Origin of the sequence: Nonomuraea sp. NPDC049309, from assembly GCF_043196965.1 — a bacterium.
In the GTDB taxonomy this organism is placed as follows: Bacteria; Actinomycetota; Actinomycetes; order Streptosporangiales; family Streptosporangiaceae; genus Nonomuraea; species Nonomuraea fastidiosa.
In genome coordinates, this window is the sequence record NZ_JBICSH010000001.1 from 2,807,336 (window position 1) to 2,830,133 (window position 22,798).

Here is a 22,798-nt window from a genome sequence, read left to right on the forward strand (position 1 = left end):
CTGACCGCCTCGCCCCCGGCCGCCCCAGGTCCGGGAACTCCGGGCCTGACCGCCTCGGGCCCTCAGCCGCTCCAGGAAAGGCCCGCTCCGGGGGAGGCCGGCCGGGGCCCGGTGGGTCACTCTCGGCCGGCGTGGCGCTCCCGTTCGCCTTCGCGATCCCGGTCCCTGTCGCGGTCCCTGTCGCGGTCCCTGTCGCGATCCCGATCCCGGTCGCGGTCCCTGTCCCGATCCCGCTCGCGCTCGGCCGAGACCGGCAGCGCCTCGTCCTCCGACGGCGTCACCCGCCGCACGACCACGGTGCTGATCCGGTTGCGCCGGCCCGCCAGGCTCTCCGCGGTCAGCGACAGCCCCGCCACCTCGGCGTGGGAGCCGGCGATCGGCACCCGGCCGAGCGCGTGCGCGAGCAGCCCGCCCACGGTCTCGACGTCATCGACGTCGATCTCGGTGTCGAACAGCTCGCCCAGCTCGTCGACCGGCATGCGCGCGGTCACCCGCATGCCGCCGTCCTCCATGGCCTCGACCCTGGGCGCCTCCTGGTCGTACTCGTCGGTGATCTCGCCGACGATCTCCTCCAGGACGTCCTCGATCGTGACCAGGCCGGCCGTGCCGCCGTACTCGTCGATGACGATCGCGATGTGGATCTGGCGCGCCTGCATCTCCCGCATGAGCTGGTCGATGGGCTTGCTCTCGGGCACGTACGCGGCCGGCCGCATGATCGACTCGACCGTCTCCTTGCCCCCGCCCTCGCCCGACTCGTGGATCTTGCGGGCGATGTCCTTGAGGTAGGCGATGCCGATGACGTCGTCCTCGTTCTCGCCGACCACGGGGATGCGGGAGAAGCCGCTGCGCAACGCCAGCGACAGCGCCTGGCTGATCGTCTTGGCCCGCTCGATGTAGACCATGTCCGTGCGGGGCACCATCACCTCGCGCACGAGCGTGTCGCCGAGCTCGAACACCGAGTGGATCATCTCGCGCTCGTCCGGCTCGATCACCTGGCGCTCCTCGGCCAGATCGACCAGGTCGCGCAGCTCGGCCTCCGAGGTGAACGGGCCGTCGCGAAAGCCCTTGCCGGGCGTCAGCGCGTTGCCCAGCAGGATGAGCAGCTTGGGCAGCGGGCCGAGTATGCGGGTCAGGCCGTAGACGATGGGGGCGCTGGCCAGCGCCACCGGCTCGGCGTGCTGGCGGCCCAGCGTACGCGGCATCACGCCGACCACGACGTAGCTGATGACGATCATCACGGCCGCCGCCCAGAAGTAGGCCCAGCCCTGGTCGTCCATCAGGTCGATGAAGAGCAGCGTCGCGATGACGGTCGCGGCCATCTCGCAGCTCAGCCGCAGGAGCAGGAGCAGGTTGAGGTAGCGCGGCGGGTCGTTCACGATGCTCTGCAAGCGCGCGGCGCCGCGCCGCGACTCACGGACGTATTCGTCGGCACGCACCCGGGAGATGCGTGTCAGCGCCGTTTCCGCACTGGCGATCAGGCCACCGACGATGACGAGTGCGATGGCCGACAGCAACCAGGCGTTCACCGCGGCTTGCGCACCTCCTGCCACGACTCGAGGAGCCGGGCCTGTAGACCGAACATCTCTCTGTGCTCCTCCGGCTCGGCGTGGTCGTAACCGAGCAGGTGCAGGATGCCGTGCGTGCACAGCAGCTCGAGCTCGTCGGCCGTGCTGTGCCCGGCCTCCTCCGCCTGCCTGGCGGCCACCTGCGGGCAGAGCACGACGTCGCCGAGCAGCGCGGGGTCGGCGGGGCCTTCGGACTCGCCGCGCGCGCCGCCGCCAGGACGCAGCTCGTCCATCGGGAACGCCAGCACGTCGGTCGGGCCGGGCTCGCCCATCCACTTCTCGTGAAGCTCGGCCATGGCGTCCTCGTCGACGACCACGATGGACAGCTCGGCCAGCGGGTTGATGCCCATCTCGCCGAGCACGTGGGTGGCCAGCGCGACGATGCTCTCCTCGTCGATGCCGACGCCCGACTCGTTGTTGATCTCGATGCTCACGGTCGCCGCTTCCCTCGCTGCTGGATCGCCTTGGGCTCCTGGGCCGCCTGCGAGGCGTCGTAGCGCCCGTAGGCGTCGACGATCTCGCTGACGAGCTTGTGGCGCACGACGTCGGTGCTGGTCAGCCGGGCGAAGTGGATGTCGGGGATGCCTTCGAGGATCTCCTGTACCACCCGCAGGCCGCTCACCGTGCCCGCGGGGAGGTCGACCTGCGTGACGTCGCCGGTGACCACGATCTTCGAGTTGAACCCGAGCCGGGTCAGGAACATCTTCATCTGCTCGGCCGAGGAGTTCTGTGCCTCGTCGAGGATGATGAAGGCGTCGTTGAGCGTGTTGTGGGTCAGCAGGAAGCCCTCGGTGACATAGAGGGAGTCCTCGGCCGCCACCTGGATGCAGACGCACTCGGCGGTGCCGCTCGGCTCGATGTGCTCGATACGGCGCTCGGGGCGGACGCCGCCGTGGGCGCGGTAGGCCGCCGCCTTGCCGGCCTGCCTGAAGGGCTCGACGCCCTCGGGCAGGTGGACGTCGAGACCGCCCGCCGCCTGCCGCGCCACGCCGCCGAGCGAGCGCACCAGGGTGACGACGTCGCCGCGCAGCCGCTCGGACGCGGTGGTGAAGCGCAGGCCGTCGGCGGTGACCGCGCCGGCGGCGTCGAGCAGGCCCTGGAGCAGCGCGAGCCTGATCTCCGGCGTGTTGCGGAGGTAGGCCTCCGGCACGTACGCCGCCTCCGGCCCGAGGTCCGCAAGGCCGAGCTCGGCCGGCGGGCGGGCGAGCGTCGTGGCGCCGCCGGAGCGACCGGCCGCGACCGGCGCGCCCAGGCTCCGGGACGCGAACCGGGACGCGGTCTGCAACGCGGCGCCGCGGCCCTCGCCGAGCAGCAGGCCCAGCGCGTACGGGTCCATCGGGACTTCGCGCTCGGGGAAGCGGACCGGCGCGGTCAGCAGCGGCAGCTCCCACCGGCGCGCGCCGGCGGGACCGAGGTCGCCGGCCAGCTCCTTGGTCTCCAGCACCCGCCAGGGCCCGTCACGGCCGTCGCGGACGGTCCACAGGTGGTCTTCGCTGGCGAGGACCGAGGCGCCGTCCTGGCTGGACAGGCGGTAGATCTTCTTCTCGCCCTGCGGGTAGACGCCCAGCACGGGCGTCGGCTCGCCATCGGACCCGACGACGAGGTCGCCGACCTCCAGCTCGCCGATGGGGCGCCAGCCATCGGGCGTCAGCACCTTGCTGCCGACCGGCTGGGCCCGCCCGCGCATGTAGGCCAGCGGCGCGACCTCGATGGTGCCCGCGGCCATCAGCTTGGGAATGGAGTCGGGGTCGACCATGTCGTGCAGCGCGTCGTAGAGCGGCCGCAGGTAGGGGTCGATCTTCTCGTACAGGGTGCCGGGCAGGAAGCCCAGCCGCTCGCCCGCCTCGACCGCCGGCCGGGTCAGGATGATGCGGTTGACCCGCTTCTCCTGCAGCGCGCGCACCGCCTTGGCCATCGCGAGGTACGTCTTGCCGGTGCCGGCGGGGCCGATGCCGAAGACGATGGTGTGCTTGTCGATGGCGTCGACGTAACGCTTCTGGTTGACGGTCTTGGGACGGATGGTGCGGCCCCGCGACGACAGGATGTCGAGCGAGAGCACCTCTGCCGGCCGGTCGGAGGTCATGCGCAGCATGGCGATGCTGCGCTCGACCGCGTCGGGGCTCAGCTCCCCGCCGCTGCGCAGGACCTCGACGAGCTCTTCGAAGAGGCGTACGACGGTGCCGCTCTCGTCAGGGCTGCCGGTGACGGTGATCTCGTTACCGCGTACGTGGATGTCGGCCCGGAAGGCGCCTTCGATGACGCGCAACAGCTCATCGCCGGAGCCCAGGAGGCTGACCATCGGGTATTCGTCCGGTATCAGCACCTTCGCTTGAGTCCGCGAGGGAGGTGCTGTACGTCGGGATTCGTGTAGTTCGGACATGGGCAGGCCAGCGGCCTGATGCCTCCCGGTCTCTTTCGGAGTTCTTCTCCGCCCATCGTATCCGGGGCCAGGCCGATTGCTCGCCCCGATATTCGCAGCGTCCGGGCCCCGTGCAGGCGGCCCCGGCCGCTGCGGGCCGTCAGCCCGGCGGCCAGGTCAGGTCGCGCCCGCCCAGCACGTGGGCGTGGACGTGGAAGACCGTCTGGCCCGCGCCGGGCCCGGTGTTGAAGACGATGCGGTAACCGCTCTCGGCGACGCCGCGCAGCACGGCCACCTCGTGCGCGGTCTTGAGCACCTCGTCAGCGAGCCCGTCGTCGGCCTGGGCGAGCGCCGCGGCGTTCGCGTGGTGCTCCTTCGGGATGACGAGCACGTGGGTCGGCGCCTGCGGGTTGATGTCCTGGAACGCCAGGGTCCTGCCGGTTTCGTAAACGATCTCGGCGGGAATCTCCTTGGCGACGATTTTGCAGAAGAGGCAATCGCTCACCCGATCAGCCTACCGAGGGCGCAGCCCACGGCCGAGTCCGTTGCGAATCGGTAATCACCTGTGTCGTGCACAGGAAGATCAACAAGGTTAGGGTGAGTGTGCGACACTTCAGCAGAAAAGACGATTCAGGGTCGGGCGAGCGCCACCTGGCGAGGACACAGACTGGGTAATGCACCCTAAGGAACCGGGGAAACCTCCAGAACCGGAAGAGCGTAAACCCTCTGGGAAGGCCGCGCGTCCCACTGATGTGACCACCGAAACCCTTCTGGCCGACAGGTCGATGGGGGCGGTGCCGGTCGGGTGGGATGCCGACATGGCCGTGACGGCGCTGTACAGCGCTCATTTTAGGTCATTGGTGCGTCTCGCCGTGTTGCTGGTGCGCGACATAGCGACAGCTGAGGAAGTCGTGCAGGATGCGTTCGTCGCCATCCATGGCGCCTGGCGCAGGCTGCGCGACCCCGACAAAGCACTTGCCTACCTGCGCCAGTCGGTCGTCAACCGGTCCCGGTCCGTGCTGCGCCATCGCGCGGTCGTCGAGAAGTATGCTCCGAAAGGTCTGCCTGACGCGCCGAGTGCCGAAAACGGCGCAATCGGGGAGCTGGAACGTTCTGCCGTGATCGAGGCGTTACGTGCCCTGCCCACCCGACAGAGAGAAGCACTGGTTCTACGCTACTACGGTGATCTGTCCGAAGCTGAGATCGCTCACGCCATGGGCATCAGCAAGGGGGCGGTCAAGAGCCACACGGCACGTGGCATGGCCGCCTTGCGATCGGTCCTGGAGAAGATGTCATGACCCAGCCCCCCGACGAGTACGGCGACCTGTTGCGCCGTGCGCTCCGCGCGGAGGCGGACGCGGTCGTGCCCTCGCCGGACGGACTGGAGATCATCCGTGCTCGTATCGAGCGGCGAAGCGTACGAAGGCTGTTCTGGTGGCGGGCGGGGGCGGCCGCGGCCGGCGCGGTCCTGGTGGCCGGCACGATCGTGCTGGCCGTCCCCGGGCTGCGCTCCCAGATCATCGATCGGGCTCCCGTGCAGGTCGTGGACGATGAGACGACCAAGGTGCCGTCCAACTCCTCGACCACCCGGTCCATCGACCCGCCGGAGACCCACGTCGTGCCCCGCCAGTCCCATCCGGTGGTGCTTCCGCCCGGCACGCCGGAGCGCGCGACGCCCAAGGTGACCCGCAAGGCCGACTCGACCAGCAGGCCGTCACCGACTCCCACGCCCACCCCCACCCCCTGCCCGTCGGCGCTCGCCGATGAAGCCGAGCCGCCGGCCGACTGCCCCACGCTCTCGCCGCCGCCCACGCCGACGCCGAGCCCCACGATGATCGAGACGTCCGCGCCGCCGTCGTCGTGCCCGCCCGAGGAGTGCCCTCCCGAGGACGCGATGACCGAGACGCCGCCCGTCGAGGCGTCCACGCCGCCGGTGCAGGACACGCAGCCGACCCCCTGACGACGCCGAGCAGGCCCTGAAGACGCCTGAGGAGCGTCAGCGGCTCGAGAGGCTCACCAGCGCCCCGTACGGCTGAACAGCACGGACGCCGCCGCCACCCCCGCCGTGGAGGTGCGCAGGACCGTCGGGCCGAGCAGCACGGGCGCCGCCCCGGCCGTCGTGAACCTGGCCAGCTCCTCCTCCGAGACCCCGCCCTCGGGACCGACCACCATGACGATGTCGCCCTCGGCGGGCAGCGCCACGCCCGACAGCGGCTCGGTGGCCTCCTCGTGCAGCACCAGGCCCAGCGCGGCCTCCGCCAGCAGCCGCTCGACCTGGGCGGTGGAGGCGAGGTCGGCCACTTCCGGCAGGTGGAAGCGGCGGGCCTGCTTGCCCGCCTCGCGCGCGGTGGAGCGCCAGCGGCCCAGCGCCTTGGCGACCTTGTCGCCCTTCCACTGCGTGATGCTGCGCGCGGCCGCCCACGGCACGATCACATCGACGCCCGCCTCGGTCATCATCTCGACCGCCAGCTCGCCCCTGTCGCCCTTGGGCAGGCCCTGGACGACCGTCAGCCGGAGCGCCGGCCGTTCGACGTCGTAGCGGCGGAGCACGTCGAGCCTGAGCTTGTCCTTCAGCGTCTCGCGTACGACGCACTCGGCCACCGCGCCCGCGCCGTCGGTGAGGTCGACGCGCTCACCGGGCCGCAACCGGCGCACGGCGGCCGCGTGCCGCCCCTCGGGGCCCTCCAGCGTCAGCTCGGCCCCGTCGAGGCGCTCGCGCTCGCAGAGGAAGACCGGCGCCGTCACCGGCCGTTGAAGGCGTCACGCAGGCGGGAGAAAAAACCCTGCTGACCCGGTGCGAACTTGCCAGGCGGGCGCTCCTCACCTCGCAGCCTGGCCAGCTCGCGCAGCAACTCCTCCTGGGCGGAGTCGAGGCGGGTCGGCGTCTCGACGTTGACGTGGATGAGCAGGTCGCCCCTGCCGGACTCGTTGAGCCGCTGGACGCCCCTGCCGTACATGGTGATGACCTGGCCGGACTGCGTGCCGGGCCGGACGTCGACCTCTTCGGTGCCGTCGAGGGTGTCCACCGTCAGCACGGTGCCGAGCGCGGCGGCCGTCATCGGGATCTGCACGGTGCAGTGGAGGTCGTCACCGCGCCGTTCGAAGATCTCGTGGGGCCGCTCGACGATCTCCAGGAACAGGTCTCCCGGCGGGCCGCCGCCGGGCCCGACCTCGCCCTCGCCGGCGAGCTGGATGTGGGTGCCGTCCTCGACGCCCGCGGGGATGCGGACCTTGATCGTACGGCGGGTGCGCACCCGGCCGTCGCCGGAGCACTCCTGGCAGGGGTGGCGGATGATCGTGCCGAAGCCGCCGCACTGCGGGCAGGGCCGCGAGGTCATGACCTGGCCCAGGAAGGAGCGCGTGACCTGGGAGATCTCGCCGCGCCCGCTGCACATGTCACAGGTGTCGGGGTGGGTGCCCGGCGCGGTGCCGGCCCCGTGGCAGACGTCGCAGAGCACGGCCGTGTCCACGGCGAGCTCGCGGGTCGTGCCGAACGCGGTCTCGCGCAGGTCGAGCTCGACCCTGATCGTGGCGTTGCGGCCCCTGCGGGCACGCGAGCGCGGCCCCCTGGCACCGGTGGCGGTGCCGAAGAAGGCGTCCATGATGTCGCTGAACGGGAAGCCCGCTCCGAACCCGCCGGCACCGGCGCCCGCTCCCGCGCCGCCGCCGTAGGGGTCGCCACCCAGGTCGTACATCTGGCGCTTGTTCGGGTCGGACAGCACCTCGTAGGCCTGCGTGATCTCTTTGAACCGCTCCTGGGTGTCAGGATCGGGGTTCACGTCAGGGTGCAGCTCGCGAGCGAGCCGGCGATACGCCTTCTTGATCTCGTCCTGACTTGCGTCACGGCGCACCCCGAGGGTGGCGTAGTAGTCGCTGTTTGCCACTTATCGACCTCTTATGATGCAGCCAGGATCTGGCTGACGTAGCGTGCCACCGCGCGTACGGCGCCCATCGTCACGGGGTAGTCCATCCTGGTCGGCCCCAGAACGCCGAGCCGGGCGAGTTGGTTGTCGCCAGAACCGTATCCGGTCGCGACGACGGATGTGCCCCGCAGGTAGGGGTTTTCCGATCCGATGCGCACGGTGAGCGCGGACGGGGTGTCTGAGGATGTCTCGCCGAGCAGCCGCATGAGGACGACCTGCTCCTCAAGCGCCTCCAGCACGTCGCGCAGACCGGTGGCGAAGTCGGCGCCGGCGAGGTTGGCCGCCCCGGCGAACACGACCTTCTCGTCGTGCCGCTCGACCAGCGTCTCGAGCAGCACCGAGAGGATCGTCGCGGCGGCGGGCCGGTCTTCGACGGGGAGTCTCTCCGGCAGGTCGGCGACCAGCTCGGGCACGGCGCTCAAACCGCAGCCGTCGAGGCACGCGTTGAGCACGGCGCGCAGGTTGGCGATGCGGTGGTCCTCCACCACTTCCGGCAGCTCCACCACACGCTGCTCGACGCGGCCGGTGTTGGTGATGAGCACGAGCATGACCCGCCGCTCGGTCAGGGGAACGAGCTCGACGTGCCGGACCGTCGAGCGGGTGAGCGTCGGGTATTGCACGACCGCGACCTGCCGGGTGAGCTGCGCCAGCAGCCGGACCGTGCGGGTGACCACGTCGTCGAGGTCGACGGCGCCCGCGAGGAACGTCTCGATGGCCCGCCGCTCGGCCGCCGACAGCGGCTTGACCTGCGAGAGCCGGTCGACGAACAGGCGGTAGCCCTTGTCCGTCGGCACGCGGCCCGCGCTGGTGTGCGGCTGGGTGATGTAGCCTTCCTCCTCCAGCGCGGCCATGTCGTTCCTGACCGTCGCCGGGGAGACCTTCAGATTGTGACGCTCGGCCAGCGCCTTGGAGCCCACCGGTTCGTTGGTGGACACGTAGTCTTCGACAATGGCCCGGAGCACCGCCAGCTTCCGATCGTCGAGCACGTGCTCACCTCCTGCCTCTGTCCCTTACAGGAACGTGGTGTCTAGCACTCTGTGTTCCCGAGTGCCAAGTGTACGGCTCTCGCCCACAAGGTGCGATAACACCGCGTCCCAACTGCATCTGGCTTCCTGCGAGCAGCAGGCCGCACACTTGCCCTCATGACCGACGATTCCCGTCCCCCGGCGTACGGCCCGCCGCCCGGCCACGAACCGGCCCCGCACGGACAGCCGCCGTGGCAGCCTCCGCAGGAACCACCCCAATACGGCCGGCAGCCCGCACCTCCGCAGGGCCCGCCGCCGTACGGTGACCCATATCAGTTCGGCCCGCCATCTCAGTACGGACAATACGGCCAACAGGCCCAATTTCCACCACGAATCGACTCCAAAGCCATAAAGCCCAGCCCGTGGTGGATCGCGGCCGCCTGGGGCGTGTTCCTGGCCTGCGCGGCGGCCGGAGTCGTGCTGTTCATGAACGGTGTGGGCGCCGGCTCCGGCCTGGCGCCCAGACAGACGTTCGCGTCCGGCGAAAAGATCACGGTGACGGTGGACCCGTCCGCCAGACCCGGCGTCTATCTCGCGAGCGACACCGCGGTCACCTACGACTGCTCCATCAGCGGGGACGCGAAGCTGGCCAAGCCCTCCGAGCGGCGGCTCATCGAGGCGGAGGCCGCGGTCTGGGAGCAGATCCTCGTGATCAACGCCCCCGCCAAGGGCGACTACGAGCTGACCTGTGTCAACGACGAGCAGGCCACCGTGCGCTACGGCATCGGCCGCGACTTCTCCTCCGTCGTGGCCGGCGTCGCCGACGGCATGATCATCATGGTCGCCCTCGCAGGCGCCGGGCTGCTCATCGCCGTCGCGGGCACGATCATCGTCATCGTCCGCCGCAGCGGCGCCCGTAAGCGCCTTGCGGTCAGCGGGTGATTTGCTACGGTCCCCGTGTGTACGAGGGCGATGTGCTGGCGGGAAACTGGCGGCGGCCGGGCAAGGGGAAGATCCCCGAGGTGCCCGCCGAGCGGGACCTCGTCGTGGAGGACGCGGACAGCGGCTTCTGCGGCGCCGTGGTGGCGTGCGACAAGGAGGCCGTCACCCTTGAGGACCGGTTCGGCAACCGCCGGCTCTTCCCGCTCGCGCCCGCCGCGTTCCTGCTGGAGGGCAAGCCCGTCACGCTGATACGCCCCGCCGCGCCCGCCCCCGCGGGTCCCCGGCGCAGCGCGTCGGGCTCCATCGCCGTCGAAGGCCTGCGGGCGAGAGTGGCCCGGCAGAGCCGCATCTACGTCGAAGGCGTCCACGACGCCGCGCTCGTCGAGAAGATCTGGGGCCACGACCTGCGGGTCGAGGGCGTGGTCGTCGAATACCTCGAAGGCATCGACCACCTGCCGGCCATCGTCGAGGAGTTCCGCCCCGGGCCGGGGCGGCGGCTCGGCGTGCTCGTCGACCACCTGGTGCCCGGCTCCAAGGAGAGCCGGATCGCCGCCGAGATCACCTCCCCCGACGTGCTGGTGGTCGGCCACCCGTTCGTCGACATCTGGCAGGCGGTCAAACCGTCCGTGCTGCGCATCCCGGCCTGGCCGGAGGTGCCGCGCGGCGTCCCGTGGAAGGAGGGTGTCATCGCCGCGCTGGGCTGGCGCATGGAGCCCGCGGAGGCGTGGCGGCGCATCCTCGGCGCCGTCAAGACGTACACGGACCTCGAGCCGGCGCTGCTCGGCCGGGTCGAGGAGCTGATCGACTTCGTTACGGAGGCACCATGAGTCAAGACCCCCACGCCGGCCAAGACCCGCCCCGACCTCCCGCCGACGACGACGCGACCCGCATGGTGAGCCCGGCGGACGCCGACGCCACGCGCAAGTTCTCCCCCGCCGACATGCCGCCGCCCGCGCCGGGCTCCGGCCCGCAGCCGGGCCCGCCGCCGCCGTCCGGACAGCAGCCTGACCCCGCGTCCGGCTACAGCGCACCCGCCGGCCCCGCGCCCGGCTACGACCCCCAGCCCGGATCAGCCCCCGGCTACGGCGCACAGCCCGGCTCCACCCCCGGCTACAGCGCACCCGCCGACCCCGCGCCCGGCTACGGCGCGCAGCCCGGATCAGCCCCCGGTTACGGCGCACAGCCCGGCTCCACCCCCGGCTACGGCGCGCAGCCCGGTTCGACGCCCGGGTACGGGCCGCAGCCCCCTTCCTACGGCGAGCAGATCCCCTACGGGCAGCTGCCCGGCTCGGCGCCCCAGTACTACCAGCAGCCGCCCACCGGCTACGGCCCGCCCGGTCACGACCGGCAGGGCCCCTACGGCGCGCCCGGCGGACACCCCGGCGGTTACGGACGCCCCGGATACCCGCCGCCCCCGCCCGGCTACGGATACGCGCAACCGCCCGGCCAGCCGTACGTCCCCGGCCGCTTCGGCCCCCGCCCCGGCACCGACGACAACAGCATGGCGATGCTCAGCCACCTGCTGGGCCTGCTGGTCTCCTGGATCGGCCCGCTCATCATCTACCTGGTGCGCAAGGACCAGTCCCCCTACGTCAGGGACCACGCCGCCGGTGCGCTGAACTTCGAGCTCACGATGTTCATCGGCTACCTCGCGTCGATGTTCCTGATGTTCTTCTTCATCGGCTTCCTGACGCTGCCGGCGATCTACGTGGTGTCGCTGATCTTCCACATCCAGGCTGCGGTGGCGGCCAACAAGGGCAAGCACTACCGCTATCCGATCGCCATCCCCTTCATCACCTGACCCCGAAAAGCCCCCGGCTGCATCACCCGGCCCGAAATCCCCCGCCCAGAGCGTCACCCTGGGCCAGCCGACCACGCCGGAAGCCGGCCGCCGAACCGGGCATCACAGGCCGGGGCAGGAGCCGTGAGCAGCCGGCTGCGAGGCCCCTGACCGAGTCATCGGCCCGGACCGGTCATCCGCGTCAGACCAGCCGGCCGCGTCAGACCAGGAGATCTCTGACCAGGGCGTCGGCCAGCAGCCTGCCCTGGAGGGTCAGCACCATGCGGCCCGCCTTGAACGGCTCCGGCTCCAGCAGTCCTCTGGCGAGCGCGCTCGCCACCGCGGGCCGCGCGGCGGGCGCGACGTCGGCCAGCGGGTAGCCGGACGACAGCCGCAGCTCCAGCATGAGGCGTTCGGCGGCGCGGTCGTCCGGCCCGAGCACCTCGCGGGCGTGGGCGGGCGAGGCGCCGGCGGCGAGCCGCTGGGCGTAGGCGGCGGGGTGCTTGACGTTCCACCAGCGGGTGCCGCCGACGTGGCTGTGCGCTCCTGGGCCGGCGGCCCACCAGTCGCCGCCGGTCCAGTAGAGCAGGTTGTGGCGGCAGCGGGCGTCCTGCGACGCCGCCCAGTTCGACACCTCGTACCACTCGAACCCGGCCTGCGACAGCAGCTCGTCGGCGATCAGGTAACGGTCGGCGGCCACGTCGTCGTCGGGCATCGGCAGCTCGCCGCGCCGGATCCGCGCCGCCAGGCGGGTGCCCTCCTCGACGATCAGCGAGTACGCCGACACATGGTCGGGCCCCGCCTCGATCGCCGCGCTCAGCGACGCCCGCCAGTCGTCGTCGGACTCGCCCGGCGTGCTGTAGATCAGGTCGAGGTTGACGTGCTCGAACCCGGCCTCCCTGGCCTCCTTGACCGCCGCGGCCGCCCTGCCCGGCGTGTGGCGGCGATCGAGCACCTGCAGGACGTGCTCGCGTACGCTCTGCATGCCGAAGCTGATCCGGTTGAACCCGCCGTGGCGCAGCTTCTCCAGCGACGACGGATCGACCGACTCCGGGTTGGCCTCGGTGGTGACCTCGGCGTCCGGCCGCAGCCCGAACTCCGAGCCGATCGCGGCGAGAATGCGCGCCAGATCCTCGGGGGGCAGCAGCGTGGGGGTGCCGCCGCCGAAGAACACCGTCTCCACCGGCAGGTCCGTCTCACCCAGGACGCGCCGCGCCAGCCGGATCTCCTCGATCACCGTGTCGGCGTAGTCGCGTTGCGAGGCCCCGGGGCCGAGCTCGGAGGCCGTGTACGTGTTGAAGTCGCAGTAGCCGCAGCGGGTCAGGCAGAACGGCACGTGCACGTAGAAGCCGAACGGCCGCTCGCCGAGGCCGCGCAGAGCGCTGGCGGGCAACTCGCCGGAGGCGGGCGCGGGATCACCGTCGGGCAGGATGGATGGCACCCCTCCAGTGTGCCCGCCCCGCACAGTGCTCCGCCCACTCCCGCCCCGCTCAGCCCACCCGCCCACACACACCACCCGCCGCACCCCGCTCACCTCGCCCCCCTGCAGCGTCCTCCGCTGGCCGTCCCGGCCGTCACGGGTGCGGGCTGTCCAGGTCGAACGCCACCTCGGCGAGCCGGATCGTCCGAACTCGCGGGTCCTTGAGCAGTTCGCGGAGATTGCGTACTGAGCTGAGGTTGTCCACGTAAGCGTGGGCGAGCCCGGCTCGCGCCGCCTCGCGCAACCGCTTGAGGCTCAGGTCGAACGAGCGCAGATTGGCGTCGTCGTGGTCGCGCAGCAGGCCGACCCAGCTGCGGAACCCCTTCAGGCTCCCCTCGCACGCCTCCTCGCTCACGTCTCGGCCCTCACCGAGATCCGTCGCATCCGACCAGTAGTCGTGACCCCAGGTGATCGGGAGCGCGCCGGGCCTGCGCTCGTACACGACCCGCCCGGCGCAGGAACCGTGGCCGCGTACGAACCGCTTCAGCTCCGTCTCCCCGAGCGGCCGCTCGAACTCCACCACCGCCAGCGCGTTCAGGTCGCCGGGCAGCCTGGCGAGCACCTGCCGCACCCGCTCCTTGGCCCCCAGGTCGGTGCCGACGTCGAACAGGGACTGGGAGAGCCGGGTGTTGGCGGTGTGGCCGAGCGGCAGGCGTCCGACCCGGCCGAAGAAGCTCTGGCTGATCGTGTACGTCTGGCCGCCGGCCGGCCATGCCCTGGAGGGCCCCATGGGACGCGTGGTCACCTCGAACGACATGGACGCCGGCGCCGTCTCGCAGCAGGTGCCGTTCGTCACGACATAGCCGGGGTTGTACATCTTGAACGCGGTGCCGAGCACGGCCATCATGCGGCGTTCGCGATCACCCCGGGTCTGCACCAGCCGCGATCCCTCCGTCACGGCCACCGCGAGCAGCGCCAGCACGGCCAGCACGATCACGACCGTCCGCAGCAGGCCCCGGCGCACCGCGCGCCTGGTCAGCTTGGGGTCGAAGTCGGGCAGGTCGAACGTGTCGGGGGCGTTCATGAGCTCTCCGTGTACAGGTCGGCGAAGGCGGCCCTGGCCCGCCACACCGCGGTCTTGATCGAACTGTGCGACCGTCCGGTCATCGCGGCCACCTCCACCATCGAGAAGCCTTCGAAGTAGACCAGCGTGAGCAGGCGGCGCTGCTGCTCGGGCAGCCGCTCCAGCGCGTCGCGCACGTCCATCGCCGCGACGTGCAGCGGGGGCACGCCCAGCTCGTCGGGGCTGGGGAGCTCCAGCTCGCGGCGGCTCCTCCGCACGTGATCGAGCAGGACGTTACGGGCGATCGTGAGCAGCCACGCGGCCGCGTTCCCGCCGCGCCAGCCGAGCAGCGCCCTGGTCGCCTTGACGAACGTCTCCTGCGCCAGGTCTTCGGCGAGATGCGGGTCACGGGTCCTGCGCAGAAGGAACCCGCACACGAGCGGCCAGTGCTCGCGGTAGAGCTCCTCGATGATGTCGCCCTCCGAACGGTTTCGATGGTCATGTCACGTACAGACGCCATCGACCCCGCAATGGTCACACCCGCCCGGAAAACGACACCCCGCACCCAACGCGCCCAACAGCCCGCCCCGGACACTCACCCCGACCGGACCCGGGCCGGGGGGCGACCTCAGGCGGACACCGCCACCAGGTCCGGCCCCTCGCACCACCTCCAGCCCAATCCCGGTCATCCCACTCACCACCCCCATCACGCCCCACCGCCTCCGCCGCCCCACCGACCATCGCCGAGGCCACCGATCACCGCCGCCCCCACCACCGACCGGCGACCGTCCACCATCCACCACCGAGGCCGCCACCGACCACTGCTGCTCCCGCCGACCACCGCCGATCCACCGACCACCAAGCCTCCCGTTGAAGCCCGGCCCGGATCAGCGAAAGCCCAACCCTGACCGGAGAAGCCCAACCTCGACCGAAAAGCCCAGCCCCGGCCCGCAGACGCCCGACCACCACCGGAAAGCCCAACCCTGGCCGCAGAAGCCCAACCACGACCAGAGAAACCCACCCCGGCCGGAGAAATCCGACCCCCGGACCGGCACACCAAGCTTGTGGCGAAGGTCAGGAACCCCCTGGCGAAGGTCAGGAACGTGGGGAAGGTCTGGAAGATCGAAGAAATCGGGAGGAACGGGCAGATCCTCCACCCGTGGGTGGAGATGCGCGAACCTCAACCCGCAGGTCGATCCGCGGCGACGACCCCGTCCCTACCGTCACGTGACATGAGTTCCGCTGCCGCACCCCTGCTGATCGTCGTCGTCCTCGCCTACGCCATCTACCGCCAGTTCAAGACCCGCCCCGCCCACCGCTCGGCCGTCCTCTACATCTCCCTCGCCCTGATCGTGTACGGCGTCGCCGCTGGCGGCGTGCTCGACAACGACCACCTCGGCGCCAGCGTCTTCATGCTCGCCGTCGAAGTGGTGACCGCCGTGGGGCTCGGGATCCTGCGGGCGATGACCGTACGCATCTGGGCCGACGGCAAGGGGGCCGCCTGGTCGAAGGGCACCGGCTGGACTCTGCTGGCCTGGCTGGGCTCGATCGCGGTGCGGGTGGCCGAGCAGCTCGCCGGCGGCGCCATGGGCCTGACCGTCGCCGTCGGCGGCATCATGGTCTTCGTCGGCCTGACCCTGGCCACGCAGTCACTGGTGGTGTCGGCTCGGGCACGCGCGCTTTCCGGTTCTCGTACCGGGTCTTATAACGTCGAACGGTGATGCACGTTTCGCCCAGACCCTTCCCCCGCATCCTGCGGCTGGTCGCGATCGTGCTGGTCGGCGCGGTCCAAACCCGGACCGCGCTCACCGCGGGCCCATCGGGCGTCATCCTGGGCTGCGCGCTGGTGCTCGCACTCGCCCTGGCCCTGCTCCCGTTCAGGATCGCCGGCCGGAGCTCGGCGGACACGCCCCTCCCGGTGGCCGGCCTCGCCGTCGCCACGGTCATCGCCGCCGTGCTGCACGACATGACCCCGGACGGCGCCTCCGCCCTCGTCATGCTCGCCTGCGTCGTGGCCGCCACGAGCCGCATGCCCCTGCCGAAGTCGCTGGTGGTCACCGCGACGGCGATCGTCGCCCTGCTGGTGTCGGGCGCGATCACCGGTGACGTCTCGAAGAACCTGACCCTCGCGTTCAGCACCAGCCTGGTGTTCCTCATCACGTACGCCGCCGCGCAGCGCAAGGCCATCAGGCAGGCCGAGGCCAGGGAAGCCGTGCTCGCCGAGCGGGCCAGGATCGCCAGGGAGCTCCACGACATCCTCGCCCACTCCCTGTCCGCCCAGCTCGTCCATTTGGAGGGGGCCAAGCTGCTGCTGCGCGCCGAACGTACCGAGGAGGCGCTCGACCGCGTCGTTCGCGCCCGCGACCTCGCCAAGTCGGGCCTGGAGGAGGCGAGGCGCGCGGTGGCCGCCCTCCGCGAGGACCCGCCGGAGCTCCCTGTCGCCCTGCGGCGTCTCAAGGAGGAGTTCGAGAGCACCACCCGCCTGCCCTGCACGCTGCGCATCTCCGGCCCCGAACGCCGCCTCACCCCGGAGGCCGAGCTGGCCTTGACGCGCACCGCCCAGGAAGCCCTCACGAACATCCGCCGCCACGCCCCCGGCGCCCCCGCGAGCATCACGCTGACCTTCTCCCCCACCTGGTGCGACCTCCGCATCACCAACCCGGCCGCGCTCACCCCCCGACCCCACTCGCCGGCCACGACCACACCCGAGAACCGCCCCCAGGACGGCTCCTCAGTAGCACCTCGCACGCTCGGCGCTTCCGCGTCCGACCAACGGCCACACCCATTCAGCGACCCTGCGCCCGCACAGCAACCGCACACCCACGACGACCCCGCCCCAGGACAACGGCCGCACGCGCTCAACGAGCCCACACCCAAGCAGGAACCGACGGGCGGCGGGCACGGACTCATCGGCATGCGCGAACGCGCCGAACTCCTCGGCGGCACTCTCACCGCCGGCGCCGACGGCCAAGGCTTCACCGTCCACGTCAGGGTGCCGGCATGATCACGACCAGCACCTCGTCCGGCCTTTTCCCGGCACGTGCTGCCCTGTTCCCAGCACTCGAGGCCCTGGTTTCGACGCGTGAGGCCCCGACCCCGGCACACGAGGCCCTGGCCCCAGCACGTCCCGCCCAACTCCCAGCAAGCGAGGCCCTGCTCCCCGCGCGTGAAGCTTCGCCCCCAGCACGCGAGGCCCCTTCTCTAGCGCGTGAAACCCCGGCCCCAGCGCGTCCCGCCCTACTCCCACCAAGTGGGACCCTGCTCCCCACGCGTGAAGCTTCGCCCTCGACCTGCGAAACCCCTTCTCTGGCACGTGAGATGCCGACCCCAGCGCGTCCCGCCCTGCACTCAGCACGTGACGCGCTCCTCCCCTCCCTCCCCTCGCGTGACGCCCTGCACTCAGCACAAGACGCCTTCTTCCCCCGCGTGACGCCCTGCTTCCGGCATGTGGCGCCCTTTCCGCCAGCGCGTCACCCCCTGCCCCGGCACGCGAGGTCCCTTTTCCGGTGCGTGAGGCCGGACTCGCTCCGGCGAGCGGAGGACGGGGCGTTTGCTCGGAAGCCATGGTGTGGGAGGTGACCGGATGACCAGGGTGGTCGTGGCCGATGACCAGGCCGTGGTGCGGGAAGGACTGGTGCTGCTGCTCGGCCTGCTGCCCGGCATCGAGGTGGTGGGCTCGGCGGGCGACGGCGAGGCGGCGCTCCGGCTGGTCGAGTCGGAACGGCCGGACGTGGTCCTGATGGATCTGCGCATGCCTCGCATGGACGGTGTCGAGGCCACGCGCCGGATCCGGGCCGCCCATCCCGGCACGCAGGTCGTGGTGCTGACCACGTACTCGGACGACGAGTCGGTCTTCGCCGCGCTCAGGGCAGGTGCGCGTGGCTTCCTCACCAAGGACGCCGAGGCCGAGGACATCGCCAAGGCCATCGCCACCGTCATGCGCGGGGACGCCCAGCTCGACCCCACCGTGCAGCTCCGCCTTCTGGACACCATGTCCCAGCCCACCTCCTCACCGCCCGCGGCACCTCCTTCGACCGCGTCTCCTCCGCGCAGCTCTCCCCCTGCCGTGTCACCGTCTCCCGACGCATCTCCTGCCGATGCCCCCTCTCCAACGGACGCGGGCACAGGCGCGTCCTCTCCTGGGCACGCGCCTACCGGCGCCCCTTTCGCCGACGCCCCTTGCACTGACGCCCCCGTCGCTGACGTTCCTGCCGACGCCACCTCCGCCGGCATCCCTTCGGCCGACGTTCCTACCGACGTCGCCTCCGCCGGCATCCCTTCTGCCGACGTGCCTTCCATGGAGGTCGCGCCTACCGACGCCTTCTCGTCGGCTGCCTCTGCTGTGCCCTCTTCGGAGGAGCTTCTTGCGGATGGGTCGGATGCGCACACTCCCGAGGTGCGCCCATCCTGCTCAGACGCACCTCCTTTCGAGCGAGACGTACGTTTCGGCGGCGCGTCTCCGTCGCAGCACCGGCGACGTTCCGCCGGGCGACGGACCCGGCGGAACAGCGACCGGCTTCCTGACGGACTGACGCCGCGCGAAGGCGAGGTGCTGATGCTCATCGCCGAGGGCCTGTCGAACACCGAGATCGCCGCCCGGCTGTTCATCACGGAGGCCACTGTGAAGACGCACATCAACAACCTGTTCGCCAAGGCGCGGCTCAGGGATCGCGCCCAGGCCGTCACGTACGCCTACCGCCACGGCCTGGTCACGCCCGGCTGAGCGTCCCTCCTACCGCTCCGCTCACCCCTGGCTGAGCCTCCTCGCGACCGCTCACCCCTGGCTGAGCCTCCTCGCGACCGCTCACCCCTGGCTGAGCCTCCTTCCGACCGCTCACCCCTGCTCAACTCCCCCTTCGCTGAGCCTCCTCCCTACCGCTCGCCCCTGGCTGACCCCCATCCCACAGATCGCTCCTCGCTGAGACCCCCTTCCGGCCGCTTGCGGAGCTTCTCGCCGGACCCGCCGTTGAGCTGGGACTCCTCGTCGAACCCGGCGAGCTGTAAGAGGGTCTCAAGGGCCGCCTGCCGGGTCTCCTCGACCGAGCCGCCACGCTCGCCGAAACACTCGGCCGCCACGTCGAGCAACGTCGCCACCACGGCGGCATCGGGATAGGGCACATCCACCAGCACGGTGCCGTCCGCCGCCTTCTCACCCTCACCCACGTGGCGCCTCAGCAGCCGTCGAGTCTCCTCAGCAACGGCAACCCCTAGAACGGCTGCACGCTCGAATCGCTCAGAAGCAATCACGTCACCCTCCAGTCGCACAGGTGTTCGGAGAATGAAAGGTAGATGACGCCACCGACAAAATCGGCCTGCAGGTGAGCCGCCCCGCAACCCGCCCAGCCGCGCAGCCGGCCGCGCAAGCCATCGGCCCCGTCGGACTGCCAGCAACCGGCCCAACCGCGTGAGCACACCGGCGGCTCTACCTGTGTCTCCTCGGCCCGCGTCCGCTCGGACTTCGTCCGCTCGATTTGCATCTGTTCGGTGCGGGTCCGCTCGGACCTCGTCCGCTCGATCTGCATCTGTTCGGTGCGGGTCCGCTCGGCTGCGGACGGGGGCGTGGACGCGGTCCGGCGCGGATGGCGGTGCGGTCATCGGGCGGCGGAAGGTGGTGCGATCGCCGTACGGCGGATAGCGGTGCGGTCGCCAAGCGGAGCGAGGTGGCGCAGCCGATCCGTGCTGCCTACCTGTGCTGCCCGGCCGGCTGCCCGGTTGGGCCGGTCACCCGGCAGCCCGTTCGATCCGATGGTGCGCTCACCCGGTTGGGCCGGTCGTCCGGCGGTGTCCGGGCGGCTCTCGTGCCGCCGAGCTCACCAGACAGGCGACGCGACCGCTCTGCCGACCGGTTAGCCTCGAACCGTGTCAGACCCCATCATCAGCATCGATTCCCTCACGGTGGACCTCGGCGGCAACCCCGTACTGCGCGACCTGACCTTCGCCGTGGCACCGGGTGAGATCGTGGCGGTGGTGGGGCCGAACGGTTCCGGCAAGTCCACTCTGCTGCGCTGCCTGGCCGGGTTGCAGCCCGCCACCGCCGGTGAGGTACGCGTGTTCGGGGAGGCTCCGGCCGACGATGCCGGTTTCTGGGGCCGGGTGGCGCTGCTGAGCGACGAGCCCGCCTGGTATCCGGGGCTCACCGCGCGCGAGCACCTGGAGCTGATGGGTGCCGTGCACACCGCCGCCCGCATGACGGTGGACGCGGCGCTGGAGACGTTCGCGCTGGCCGAGCGGGCGGACGCCGTCCCGCTGAACCTCTCGACCGGCCAGCGCCAGCGTCTCGCCCTGGCGGCCGCGCTGCTCAGGCCGAGCTCGTTGCTGCTTCTCGACGAGCCGGAACGCGGCCTCGACGCTCAGTTCCGGGCCGCTCTGGGCGGCCTGCTCGACGAGTACGCCTCCGAGGGAGGCACCGTCGTCATGGCCACCCACGACCAGGGTCTTGCCGATCACGGCCGTCGCGTCCTTCCCTCAGGCGTCCCTACATGATGGAGTCCTGGCACGGGCGGCCGGCTGTCCCCGCGTCGCCGGCTCACAACGCGGCGACGACCGTCCCCACGACGCCGGCTCGCGATGCGGCGGGGGCCGTGCCGCGCTCAGGCGGCAGACCCGTGGCGTGCGCGTTCCCGCGCCCGTCCGACCTGATGTCCACCCCACCGAGGACCAGCCGATGACCGAGATCGGTGTACGGGCCGTCCGGGCGTATCTGCGCTCCCGCGGCCCCGCGCCCGCCAGCCTGATCGACCGTTACGTCTCCGGGTTCTGCCTGCTCATGGCCATCGTGATCCTGGGGCAGCCGCTTGCGGGGGTGTTCGCGGGGCTGGCCGAGCCGGTCGATCCCGACCGCATGGGGGCGGGGGTGGCGCTGCTGGCGCTCGCCCTGTGCGGGTTCCTGGCGGGCGCGCGGGCGGCGGGACCGGTGCTGTTGACGGCCCCCGACGCGTCCTGGCTGCTGCTGTCCCCGCTGAGCCGGCGGCATCTGCTGGCCCGTCCGGTCAGGACGCTGGGCCTGGTGGTGCTGGCGGCGGGCCTGCTGTTCGGGGTGGGGCTGCTGGCGGTGCTGGGCGCGCCCGATCATCTCGTGTGGCGGGTGCTCGCCGCGCTGGTGCTGGGTGTGGCGGCGACCGTGGGCGGTACGGCGCTGGCGGTGCTCGGCCAGACCGGCCGCCCGGCGCCGCTCGGGCAGGCGGCCCGACAGCCGGGACAGCTCGGGCAGACGACCCGACCGTGGCAGCTCGGGCAGGTGCAGGCGTGGCAGCTCTGGCTGACCGGGGTGATGGCCGCGCTGCTGGTGCTGGCGGCGGTGGCGGTGACGGGCCGGTTGCGTACGGTGCTCACCGCCGTCGCGCACGCGCCCCTGGCGGCGCCGGCCGCCGCCGTGGCCGGGGCGGTCGTGGCGGCGGCGCTGCCGGCCTGGCACGCGTGGCGTTCGCTCGACCGCATCCACGCCCGTACGCTCCTGGCCGCCTCCACCCGCGCGGGGCACGTCGCGAACGCCACGGCCGCGCTCGACCCGGGCGCCCTCACCTGGATCGCCGAGGACAACCACTGGCGGGCCAGGAGGCTCACCTCCCGCCGCTGGCCCGCGCTGCCCGCCCCGCTCGCGCTCGCCTGGCAGGACTGGCGGCGGCTGGCGCGCAGGCCGGGACGGCTCGCGTTGATCGCGGGTACGGCGGCGCTGCCCGCGATCCTGGCCCAGGCGGGCGCTCCCATGGCGGTGCCGGCGATCGCGGTGCTGATGGGCGGTCTCGCCGTGGCCGCGACCGCCACGTCCGGCGCCCGGCGGGACGCCGACAACCCGGCTCTGGCCAGGCTCATCGGAACGCCGTTCCGCGCGACGCTGGCCGCCCGCGCCGTGCTGCCCGCCGTGCTGAGCGGCGTCTGGGCGACAGCGGCCCTGCTGCTGAGCTCGCCGGTCGGTACGGTGTGGCTGTTCGGCCCGTTGCTCGGGCCTGCCCTGGCGGCGGGGGCGCTGCGGATGGCCAGGCGCGAGCCGGTCGATCACACGATGCCGGTGATCGAGACGCCGGGCGGCGCCCTGCCCACGGGCCCGCTGAGGTGGGCGGCGACGGGGCCGGATCTGGCCCTGGCCGGCAGCCTGCCCGCCCTGGTGGCGCTGACCTCCCCAGGAGTCCCGCCGGCCCCCTGCCTCGCCGCCCAGGCCGTCTGGGGCGCCGTGGTGCTGGCGGCCTACGTCCGGCGCACCCGGTCCAGGTAGGAAGGGCGAGCCGGTCAGGCCACGTACAGGTCGCTGGGCAGGCCGCCGTACGGGATCGTGCGTTCCCTGCGCATCCCGGCCCGCTCGGCGACCCTGCGGGACGGCTCGTTGATGTCGCGGATGACCGCGACCACCGTTCCCAGGTTCCTGCCCACGTCGAGGGCGGCGCGGGCGAGTTCGAGGGCGTAGCCGTTCCCCCACGCGGACGGGCGGAAGCGGTAGTAGAGGTTGAGCACGTGCCGGCCGTCGACCACGGCGTGCCGGAGCCCGCCGAAGCCGAGCACGTGCTGCGAGTCGCGGGGCCGGGCGGCCCAGTATCCGAGGCCGCGCTCGTCCCAGTCGTCGAGCCACAGGCCGAGCATGGCCCGGCTGGACTCGATGTCGGTGATGGGTCCGCCGGGGTGGTAGACGCTGGTGCGCGGGTCGGAGTGGATCTCGTGTACGGCGTCCAGGTCGTCGGCCGTCACCCGAGAGAGGACCATACGCGCCGTCTGCACCACTTCCATGGGTTCAGGGTATTTCGCCGGGTTCCGGGAGCGGCATGCGCCGAGGTAAAGGACGCACGCTCC

23 protein-coding genes and 1 pseudogene are annotated in these 22,798 nt (G+C 71.6%); 10 read left to right on the forward strand and 14 right to left on the reverse strand.

Features of this window, described 5'->3' with window-relative positions; genetic code table 11:
• Window positions 1-116 precede the first annotated feature (116 nt).
• From ACGFIM_RS12440 to ACGFIM_RS12460, 5 genes and pseudogenes are all read right to left on the reverse strand, one after another.
• The gene (locus ACGFIM_RS12440) at window positions 117-1,526 is read right to left on the reverse strand and encodes a hemolysin family protein (RefSeq protein ID WP_393198892.1); all 1,410 of its coding nucleotides are present in this window, start codon (window positions 1,524-1,526) and stop codon (window positions 117-119) included.
• On the reverse strand, window positions 1,523-1,999 hold the full coding sequence (gene ybeY / locus ACGFIM_RS12445; RefSeq protein WP_393198895.1) for an rRNA maturation RNase YbeY: 477 nt from the start codon (window positions 1,997-1,999) through the stop codon (window positions 1,523-1,525). Before ybeY ends, ACGFIM_RS12440 begins: the two co-directional genes overlap by 4 nt.
• Complete coding sequence (locus ACGFIM_RS12450) at window positions 1,996-3,252, reverse strand: PhoH family protein (RefSeq protein ID WP_393199727.1); 1,257 nt, start codon at window positions 3,250-3,252, stop codon at window positions 1,996-1,998. The genes ybeY and ACGFIM_RS12450 overlap by 4 nt, the downstream gene beginning before the upstream one ends.
• A pseudogene (locus ACGFIM_RS12455) lies at window positions 3,241-3,945 on the reverse strand (PhoH family protein); the annotation flags it as partial. The gene ACGFIM_RS12450 and the pseudogene ACGFIM_RS12455, both read right to left, overlap by 12 nt.
• A 139-nt stretch (window positions 3,946-4,084) precedes the next feature.
• Window positions 4,085-4,429 carry a histidine triad nucleotide-binding protein gene (locus ACGFIM_RS12460; RefSeq protein WP_393198898.1) on the reverse strand — a complete coding sequence of 115 codons (345 nt, stop codon included), beginning with the start codon at window positions 4,427-4,429 and terminating at the stop codon, window positions 4,085-4,087.
• 280 nt (window positions 4,430-4,709) lie between these two features.
• On the opposite strand from ACGFIM_RS12460, the gene ACGFIM_RS12465 reads away from it, so the two are divergent.
• Complete coding sequence (locus ACGFIM_RS12465; protein WP_080047132.1) at window positions 4,710-5,222, forward strand: SigE family RNA polymerase sigma factor; 513 nt, start codon at window positions 4,710-4,712, stop codon at window positions 5,220-5,222.
• The gene (locus ACGFIM_RS12470; RefSeq protein WP_393198901.1) at window positions 5,219-5,884 is read left to right on the forward strand and encodes a hypothetical protein; all 666 of its coding nucleotides are present in this window, start codon (window positions 5,219-5,221) and stop codon (window positions 5,882-5,884) included. Before ACGFIM_RS12465 ends, ACGFIM_RS12470 begins: the two co-directional genes overlap by 4 nt.
• A gap of 53 nt (window positions 5,885-5,937) precedes the next feature.
• Here ACGFIM_RS12470 and ACGFIM_RS12475 read toward each other — a convergent pair whose 3' ends face one another.
• Genes ACGFIM_RS12475 through hrcA form a run of 3 tightly spaced genes read right to left on the reverse strand, consistent with a single transcriptional unit; the run spans window position 5,938 to window position 8,833 of the window.
• Window positions 5,938-6,669, reverse strand: a complete 732-nt coding sequence (locus ACGFIM_RS12475; RefSeq protein WP_393198904.1) for a 16S rRNA (uracil(1498)-N(3))-methyltransferase — start codon at window positions 6,667-6,669, stop codon at window positions 5,938-5,940.
• Window positions 6,666-7,808, reverse strand: coding sequence for a molecular chaperone DnaJ (dnaJ, locus tag ACGFIM_RS12480; RefSeq protein WP_393198907.1), 1,143 nt, complete (start codon window positions 7,806-7,808; stop codon window positions 6,666-6,668). The genes ACGFIM_RS12475 and dnaJ overlap by 4 nt, the downstream gene beginning before the upstream one ends.
• Window positions 7,809-7,819: 11 nt before the next feature.
• The gene (hrcA, locus tag ACGFIM_RS12485) at window positions 7,820-8,833 is read right to left on the reverse strand and encodes a heat-inducible transcriptional repressor HrcA (RefSeq protein WP_364057033.1); all 1,014 of its coding nucleotides are present in this window, start codon (window positions 8,831-8,833) and stop codon (window positions 7,820-7,822) included.
• A 465-nt stretch (window positions 8,834-9,298) separates the two neighbouring features.
• Here hrcA and ACGFIM_RS12490 point away from each other — a divergent pair, with 465 nt between their 5' ends.
• Genes ACGFIM_RS12490 through ACGFIM_RS12500 form a run of 3 tightly spaced genes read left to right on the forward strand, consistent with a single transcriptional unit; the run spans window position 9,299 to window position 11,555 of the window.
• Window positions 9,299-9,754: a hypothetical protein gene (locus ACGFIM_RS12490; protein WP_393198910.1), complete on the forward strand. Its 456-nt coding sequence runs from the start codon at window positions 9,299-9,301 to the stop codon at window positions 9,752-9,754.
• A 17-nt stretch (window positions 9,755-9,771) separates the two neighbouring features.
• Window positions 9,772-10,581: a DUF3097 domain-containing protein gene (locus ACGFIM_RS12495; RefSeq protein WP_393198913.1), complete on the forward strand. Its 810-nt coding sequence runs from the start codon at window positions 9,772-9,774 to the stop codon at window positions 10,579-10,581.
• Window positions 10,578-11,555, forward strand: coding sequence for a DUF4870 domain-containing protein (locus tag ACGFIM_RS12500; protein WP_393198916.1), 978 nt, complete (start codon window positions 10,578-10,580; stop codon window positions 11,553-11,555). Before ACGFIM_RS12495 ends, ACGFIM_RS12500 begins: the two co-directional genes overlap by 4 nt.
• Window positions 11,556-11,754: 199 nt before the next feature.
• On the opposite strand, the gene hemW is transcribed toward ACGFIM_RS12500, so the two are convergent.
• From hemW to ACGFIM_RS12515, 3 genes are all read right to left on the reverse strand, one after another.
• Window positions 11,755-12,975: a radical SAM family heme chaperone HemW gene (gene hemW / locus ACGFIM_RS12505; RefSeq protein WP_393198919.1), complete on the reverse strand. Its 1,221-nt coding sequence runs from the start codon at window positions 12,973-12,975 to the stop codon at window positions 11,755-11,757.
• Between the two features lie 133 nt (window positions 12,976-13,108).
• Window positions 13,109-14,038: a hypothetical protein gene (locus ACGFIM_RS12510; RefSeq protein ID WP_393198922.1), complete on the reverse strand. Its 930-nt coding sequence runs from the start codon at window positions 14,036-14,038 to the stop codon at window positions 13,109-13,111.
• Complete coding sequence (locus ACGFIM_RS12515) at window positions 14,035-14,490, reverse strand: RNA polymerase sigma factor (protein WP_393199730.1); 456 nt, start codon at window positions 14,488-14,490, stop codon at window positions 14,035-14,037. The genes ACGFIM_RS12510 and ACGFIM_RS12515 overlap by 4 nt, the downstream gene beginning before the upstream one ends.
• 759 nt (window positions 14,491-15,249) lie before the next feature.
• Between ACGFIM_RS12515 and ACGFIM_RS12520 the strand changes: the two genes are divergently transcribed.
• The 3 genes from ACGFIM_RS12520 to ACGFIM_RS12530 all read left to right on the forward strand — a co-directional run bounded on the left by ACGFIM_RS12520 (window position 15,250) and on the right by ACGFIM_RS12530 (window position 18,740).
• Window positions 15,250-15,738: a hypothetical protein gene (locus tag ACGFIM_RS12520; RefSeq protein ID WP_393198925.1), complete on the forward strand. Its 489-nt coding sequence runs from the start codon at window positions 15,250-15,252 to the stop codon at window positions 15,736-15,738.
• Window positions 15,738-17,021 (forward strand): sensor histidine kinase, encoded by a 1,284-nt coding sequence (locus tag ACGFIM_RS12525; RefSeq protein ID WP_393199733.1) that lies wholly within the window; start codon window positions 15,738-15,740, stop codon window positions 17,019-17,021. The genes ACGFIM_RS12520 and ACGFIM_RS12525 overlap by 1 nt, the downstream gene beginning before the upstream one ends.
• A 579-nt stretch (window positions 17,022-17,600) precedes the next feature.
• Complete coding sequence (locus ACGFIM_RS12530; protein ID WP_393198928.1) at window positions 17,601-18,740, forward strand: response regulator; 1,140 nt, start codon at window positions 17,601-17,603, stop codon at window positions 18,738-18,740.
• Window positions 18,741-18,889: 149 nt separating this feature from the next.
• Here ACGFIM_RS12530 and ACGFIM_RS12535 read toward each other — a convergent pair whose 3' ends face one another.
• Window positions 18,890-19,180 carry a hypothetical protein gene (locus tag ACGFIM_RS12535; RefSeq protein WP_393198931.1) on the reverse strand — a complete coding sequence of 97 codons (291 nt, stop codon included), beginning with the start codon at window positions 19,178-19,180 and terminating at the stop codon, window positions 18,890-18,892.
• Window positions 19,181-19,260: 80 nt separating this feature from the next.
• The gene (locus ACGFIM_RS12540) at window positions 19,261-19,539 is read right to left on the reverse strand and encodes a hypothetical protein (RefSeq protein ID WP_393198934.1); all 279 of its coding nucleotides are present in this window, start codon (window positions 19,537-19,539) and stop codon (window positions 19,261-19,263) included.
• Window positions 19,540-19,876: 337 nt separating this feature from the next.
• Between ACGFIM_RS12540 and ccmA the strand changes: the two genes are divergently transcribed.
• Window positions 19,877-20,500: a heme ABC exporter ATP-binding protein CcmA gene (gene ccmA / locus ACGFIM_RS12545; protein ID WP_393198937.1), complete on the forward strand. Its 624-nt coding sequence runs from the start codon at window positions 19,877-19,879 to the stop codon at window positions 20,498-20,500.
• 181 nt (window positions 20,501-20,681) lie between these two features.
• Window positions 20,682-22,229 carry a DUF6297 family protein gene (locus tag ACGFIM_RS12550; protein WP_393198940.1) on the forward strand — a complete coding sequence of 516 codons (1,548 nt, stop codon included), beginning with the start codon at window positions 20,682-20,684 and terminating at the stop codon, window positions 22,227-22,229.
• A 14-nt stretch (window positions 22,230-22,243) separates the two neighbouring features.
• Here ACGFIM_RS12550 and ACGFIM_RS12555 read toward each other — a convergent pair whose 3' ends face one another.
• The gene (locus tag ACGFIM_RS12555; protein WP_393198943.1) at window positions 22,244-22,735 is read right to left on the reverse strand and encodes a GNAT family N-acetyltransferase; all 492 of its coding nucleotides are present in this window, start codon (window positions 22,733-22,735) and stop codon (window positions 22,244-22,246) included.
• Window positions 22,736-22,798: the final 63 nt, after the last annotated feature.

What these genes read in the sequence shown, in the direction of transcription:
- ACGFIM_RS12450 (WP_393199727.1), bottom strand. Translation starts at nt 3,252, where the DNA reads ATGCGCGGGCGGGCCCAGCCGGTCGGCAGCAAGGTGCTGACGCCCGAT.
- ACGFIM_RS12465 (WP_080047132.1), top strand. Translation starts at nt 4,710, where the DNA reads ATGGGGGCGGTGCCGGTCGGGTGGGATGCCGACATGGCCGTGACGGCG.
- ACGFIM_RS12470 (WP_393198901.1), top strand. Translation starts at nt 5,219, where the DNA reads ATGACCCAGCCCCCCGACGAGTACGGCGACCTGTTGCGCCGTGCGCTC.
- ACGFIM_RS12490 (WP_393198910.1), top strand. Translation starts at nt 9,299, where the DNA reads ATGAACGGTGTGGGCGCCGGCTCCGGCCTGGCGCCCAGACAGACGTTC.
- ACGFIM_RS12500 (WP_393198916.1), top strand. Translation starts at nt 10,578, where the DNA reads ATGAGTCAAGACCCCCACGCCGGCCAAGACCCGCCCCGACCTCCCGCC.
- ACGFIM_RS12510 (WP_393198922.1), bottom strand. Translation starts at nt 14,038, where the DNA reads ATGAACGCCCCCGACACGTTCGACCTGCCCGACTTCGACCCCAAGCTG.
- ACGFIM_RS12520 (WP_393198925.1), top strand. Translation starts at nt 15,250, where the DNA reads ATGAGTTCCGCTGCCGCACCCCTGCTGATCGTCGTCGTCCTCGCCTAC.
- ACGFIM_RS12525 (WP_393199733.1), top strand. Translation starts at nt 15,738, where the DNA reads ATGCACGTTTCGCCCAGACCCTTCCCCCGCATCCTGCGGCTGGTCGCG.
- ACGFIM_RS12530 (WP_393198928.1), top strand. Translation starts at nt 17,601, where the DNA reads ATGACCAGGGTGGTCGTGGCCGATGACCAGGCCGTGGTGCGGGAAGGA.
- ACGFIM_RS12540 (WP_393198934.1), bottom strand. Translation starts at nt 19,539, where the DNA reads ATGCAGATCGAGCGGACGAGGTCCGAGCGGACCCGCACCGAACAGATG.
- ACGFIM_RS12550 (WP_393198940.1), top strand. Translation starts at nt 20,682, where the DNA reads ATGACCGAGATCGGTGTACGGGCCGTCCGGGCGTATCTGCGCTCCCGC.
- ACGFIM_RS12555 (WP_393198943.1), bottom strand. Translation starts at nt 22,735, where the DNA reads ATGGAAGTGGTGCAGACGGCGCGTATGGTCCTCTCTCGGGTGACGGCC.